This window comes from Dietzia cercidiphylli (assembly GCF_014145145.1).
GTDB classification, from domain to species: Bacteria; Actinomycetota; Actinomycetes; order Mycobacteriales; family Mycobacteriaceae; genus Dietzia; species Dietzia natronolimnaea.
The window spans coordinates 1-3,538 of the sequence record NZ_JAALEA010000074.1 but is presented as its reverse complement, the minus strand read 5'-3'; the positions used below and the strand labels follow the sequence as shown (position 1 = coordinate 3,538).

The 3,538-nt window shown below is 71.1% G+C and carries 4 protein-coding genes and 1 pseudogene; all 5 read right to left on the bottom strand.

Translation table 11 applies throughout. The features are described 5' to 3' along the window. Positions 1-86 (bottom strand): annotated as a pseudogene (locus tag G6028_RS03415) (NADH-quinone oxidoreductase subunit NuoK); the annotation flags it as partial. Beyond that, positions 83-871 (bottom strand): NADH-quinone oxidoreductase subunit J, encoded by a 789-nt coding sequence (locus tag G6028_RS03410; protein ID WP_182658044.1) that lies wholly within the window; start codon positions 869-871, stop codon positions 83-85. The gene G6028_RS03410 and the pseudogene G6028_RS03415, both read right to left, overlap by 4 nt. After that, positions 871-1,470, bottom strand: a complete 600-nt coding sequence (gene nuoI / locus G6028_RS03405; RefSeq protein WP_182658043.1) for an NADH-quinone oxidoreductase subunit NuoI — start codon at positions 1,468-1,470, stop codon at positions 871-873. The genes G6028_RS03410 and nuoI overlap by 1 nt, the downstream gene beginning before the upstream one ends. Beyond that, positions 1,463-2,794 (bottom strand): NADH-quinone oxidoreductase subunit NuoH, encoded by a 1,332-nt coding sequence (nuoH, locus tag G6028_RS03400; protein WP_182658042.1) that lies wholly within the window; start codon positions 2,792-2,794, stop codon positions 1,463-1,465. Before nuoH ends, nuoI begins: the two co-directional genes overlap by 8 nt. After that, positions 2,791-3,538, bottom strand: a 748-nt coding sequence (locus G6028_RS03395; protein ID WP_277817564.1) for a molybdopterin dinucleotide binding domain-containing protein, incomplete at its 5' end; no start/stop codon positions are given. The genes nuoH and G6028_RS03395, both read right to left, overlap by 4 nt.

Below are 3,538 nucleotides of genomic sequence, written 5' to 3'. Positions count from 1 at the left end.
ACGATCGCGTTGCGCCGCAGCAGGAACCCGGCCGCGCCGATGGTGAACAGTACGGCCGAGAGGTAGAGGTAGTTCTCCGGGTTCACGGTCGTCCCCCCTCGGCAGGTCCCGCCGTACCGCCGGCCCCCGGATCGTCTCCGGGTCCCAGTTCCCTGCCGCCGCCGTGCCGGCGAAGGACCTCGCTCACCGAGTCGGTGGAGTCCGAGCCGTCGGGCAGCCGGGCCGGCATGTCGGCGGAGTTGCGCCGCGCGTACACGCCGGGGCTGGGCAGCGGCGTCACGCGGGCGTGGCCGTCGTGCTGCCAGTCCAGGAAGCGCTGCTCGGACATCTCGCGCTGGGTCCGGCGGCCGGAGAATCGTTCGCGGTGCGCCAGCACCATGGCGCCCAGGGTGGCGATGATCAGCAGCACCCCGGTGAGTTCGAACGCCCACACGTGGCGGGTGAACAGCAGCTCGGCCAGGGCGGGCACGTCGTTGTGGTCGGCGCCGAAGCCGGTGAAGGGGGGCAGCTCCGCGCGGGCGAGGCCGGTCGCCAGGAGGACCCCGAAGCCGAGACCGGCGACGATCGCGGCCACGCGGTGTCCGCGGATCCGCTCCACCAGGGACTCCGAGGACTCCACGCCGATGAGCATCACCACGAACAGGAACAGCATCATCACCGCGCCGGTGTAGACGACGATCTGGCCGACGCCCAGGAACACCGCACCCTGCGCCATGTACAGCACGGCCAGGGCGACCATCGTCATGGCCAGGCACAAGGCGGAGTAGACCGCCTTCTTGGCGGAGACCACCCCGAGTGCGCCGACGACGACGACGACCGCCAGCACCCAGAACAGGACCGACTCCCCGGTGGACACCGGCGCCCCGGCCATCAGGACCCGTCCCCGTGTGTGGGCGCACCCTGGGTCGGCGGGGCGGCCTCGCCCGGTGCCGCCCCGTGGGGTGCGCTCTGCGCCGCGCGGAGGACGTCGCCGCGGTAGTAGTCGGCGTGCGTCGTGCCCGGGGCCATGTCGTGCGGGGCGGGGACCATCCCGTCGAGCATCGGCCCCAGCAGGTCCTGCTTCTCGTAGATGAGTCCGGCCCGGTCGTCGCCGACCATCTCGTACTCGTTGGTCATGGTCAGCGCGCGGGTCGGGCAGGCCTCCACGCAGAGGCCGCACCCGATGCAGCGCAGGTAGTTGATCTGGTAGATCCGCCCGTAGCGCTCGCCCGGGGAGTAGCGCTCGTCCTCGGTGTTGTCGGCGCCCTCCACGAAGATCGCGTCCGCCGGGCAGGCCCACGCGCACAGCTCGCAACCGATGCACTTCTCGAGGCCGTCGGCATAACGGTTGAGCTGGTGGCGGCCGTGGTAGCGGGGAGCGGTGGGGACCCTCTCCTCCGGGTACTGCTCGGTGTGCTTCTTGCGGAACATCGTCGCGAACGTCACACCGAACCCGGCGATCGGCTCGAGGATCCTCGGAACCCTAGGCATTGCGGCCCTCCTCCGATGCGGTGCGCTGGGGTGATGCGGTGTTCTCGGGCGAGGGCGTGCGCCGGGGTGGTGCAGTGGGCCGGGCCAACGCCGCGCGCTGGTGGGGCAGCGGCGGGACGGGGAACCCGCCCGCCACCGGGTCGAAGGGCGCCGGGTCGAGGGCGTCCTCGCGGCGGGGGCGGGGACCGATCCGGGCGCGCAGCGCGATCACGATCACGGCAGCGGCGATCACGCCGGCGGTCACCAGCGCGATGGTCAGACCGTCGTAGCCGGCGTTCGAGAACGCCCGGATGCTCGCGACGGCCATCACCCATGCCAGGGAGACGGGGATGAGCACCTTCCAGCCGAAGCCCATGAACTGGTCGTAGCGCAGCCTCGGCAGGGTGGCGCGCAGCCAGATGAACAGGAACATGAAGCCCCACACCTTGATCACGAACCACAACAGCGCCCACCACCCGGAGTCCGCGCCGTCGATCAGGGAGAACGGCAGCGGGGCCTGCCAGCCGCCGAGGAACAGGGTGGCCGCCAGGGCCGAGACCGTGGTCATGTTGACGTACTCGGCCAGCATGAACATGGCGAACCGCAGCGACGAGTACTCGGTGTGGAATCCCCCGACCAGTTCGCCCTCGGCCTCGGGGAGGTCGAAGGGCGCCCGGTTGGTCTCGCCGACCATGGAGATCACATAGATGAGGAACGAGGGCGCCAGTAGGAACACGAACCAGACCTCGGACTGAGCGGCGACGATCCCCGAGGTCGACATGGTCCCGGCGAACAGGAACACACCGACGAAGGACAGGGCCATGGCGATCTCGTAGCTGATCACCTGCGCCGTGGACCGCAGCCCACCGAGCAGGGGATAGGTGGAGCCGGAGGACCACCCGGCCAGCACGATGCCGTACACGCCGATCGAGGTGACGGCCAGGATGTAGAGCACTCCCACGTTCAGGTCGGTGAGTTGCAGCGGCGTCCGGTACCCGAAGATCGAGACCTCGGGCCCGAAGGGGATCACGGCGAACGCCATGAACGCCGGGATCACCGCGATGACCGGGGCGAGCAGAAAGATCGGCTTGTCGACCCCCGCGGGGATCAGTCCCTCCTTGAGGGCGATCTTGACGCCGTCGGCGAGGCTCTGCAGCATGCCCAGCGGACCGACCCGGTTGGGTCCGACGCGCATCTGCATCCAGGCGATGACCTTGCGCTCGAGGTAGATCGCGGCGAGCACCGTCACCACGAGGAACACGAAGACGGCGAGCACCTTGATCAGCATCAGCCACCAGGGGTCGATGCCGAAGGCGGACAGGTCCGAGTATCCGTCCGAGGTCACGGGGCCACCTCCCCGGCGCCGATCCGGACGACGTCCCCCGCAGCCGCGGCGAGCGTGGCGTTGACGGTCGACCCGGGTGAGTTCTGCGGTAGCCACACCACGCGATCGGGCATCTCGGTGACCGCGCAGGGCAGCGTGATGGACCCGCTGTCCGTGGAGACCGTCACCGGTTCGCCGTCCGAGGCGCCGACCTCGAGGACTGTGGCCGCGGAGAGCCTGGCCACGGGGGTCCTGGCCGTCCCGGCCAGGTGCGGTTCGCCGTCCTGCATCCGCCCCGAGTCCAGCAGCATCCGCCAGGTGGCCAGGACGGCCTGCCCGGCGGCGGGCTCGGGGATCCGGTCCCGGTCCGGGCGAGCCGACCTCGTCGTCGTCGCGGTCGTGGCCTCCTCCTCGCGCGCCCCCCCGACCGTCCCACCGACGGGCGCCCGCGGGCCCAGGGTCTCGCTCACGGTCGCCAGTTCTCGCCGGACGGACTCGACGTCGGTGAGGCCGAACCAGGCGCCCATCTCCTCGGCGAGAGCGTTCAGGACCCGGTGGTCGGGGAGGGCGTCACTGCGGGTCAGCGCGGCGGCGAAGGGTCGCTCGCGGCCCTCCCAGGTGAGGAAGGTGCCGGCCTTCTCGGCCACGGGCGCGACCGGCAGGACCACGTCGGCGCGGTCGCTGATCTCGCTCCGGCGCAGCTCGATGCTCACCACGAACCCGGCCGCGTCGATCGCGGCGAGGGCCGCGCGGGGGTCGGCCAGG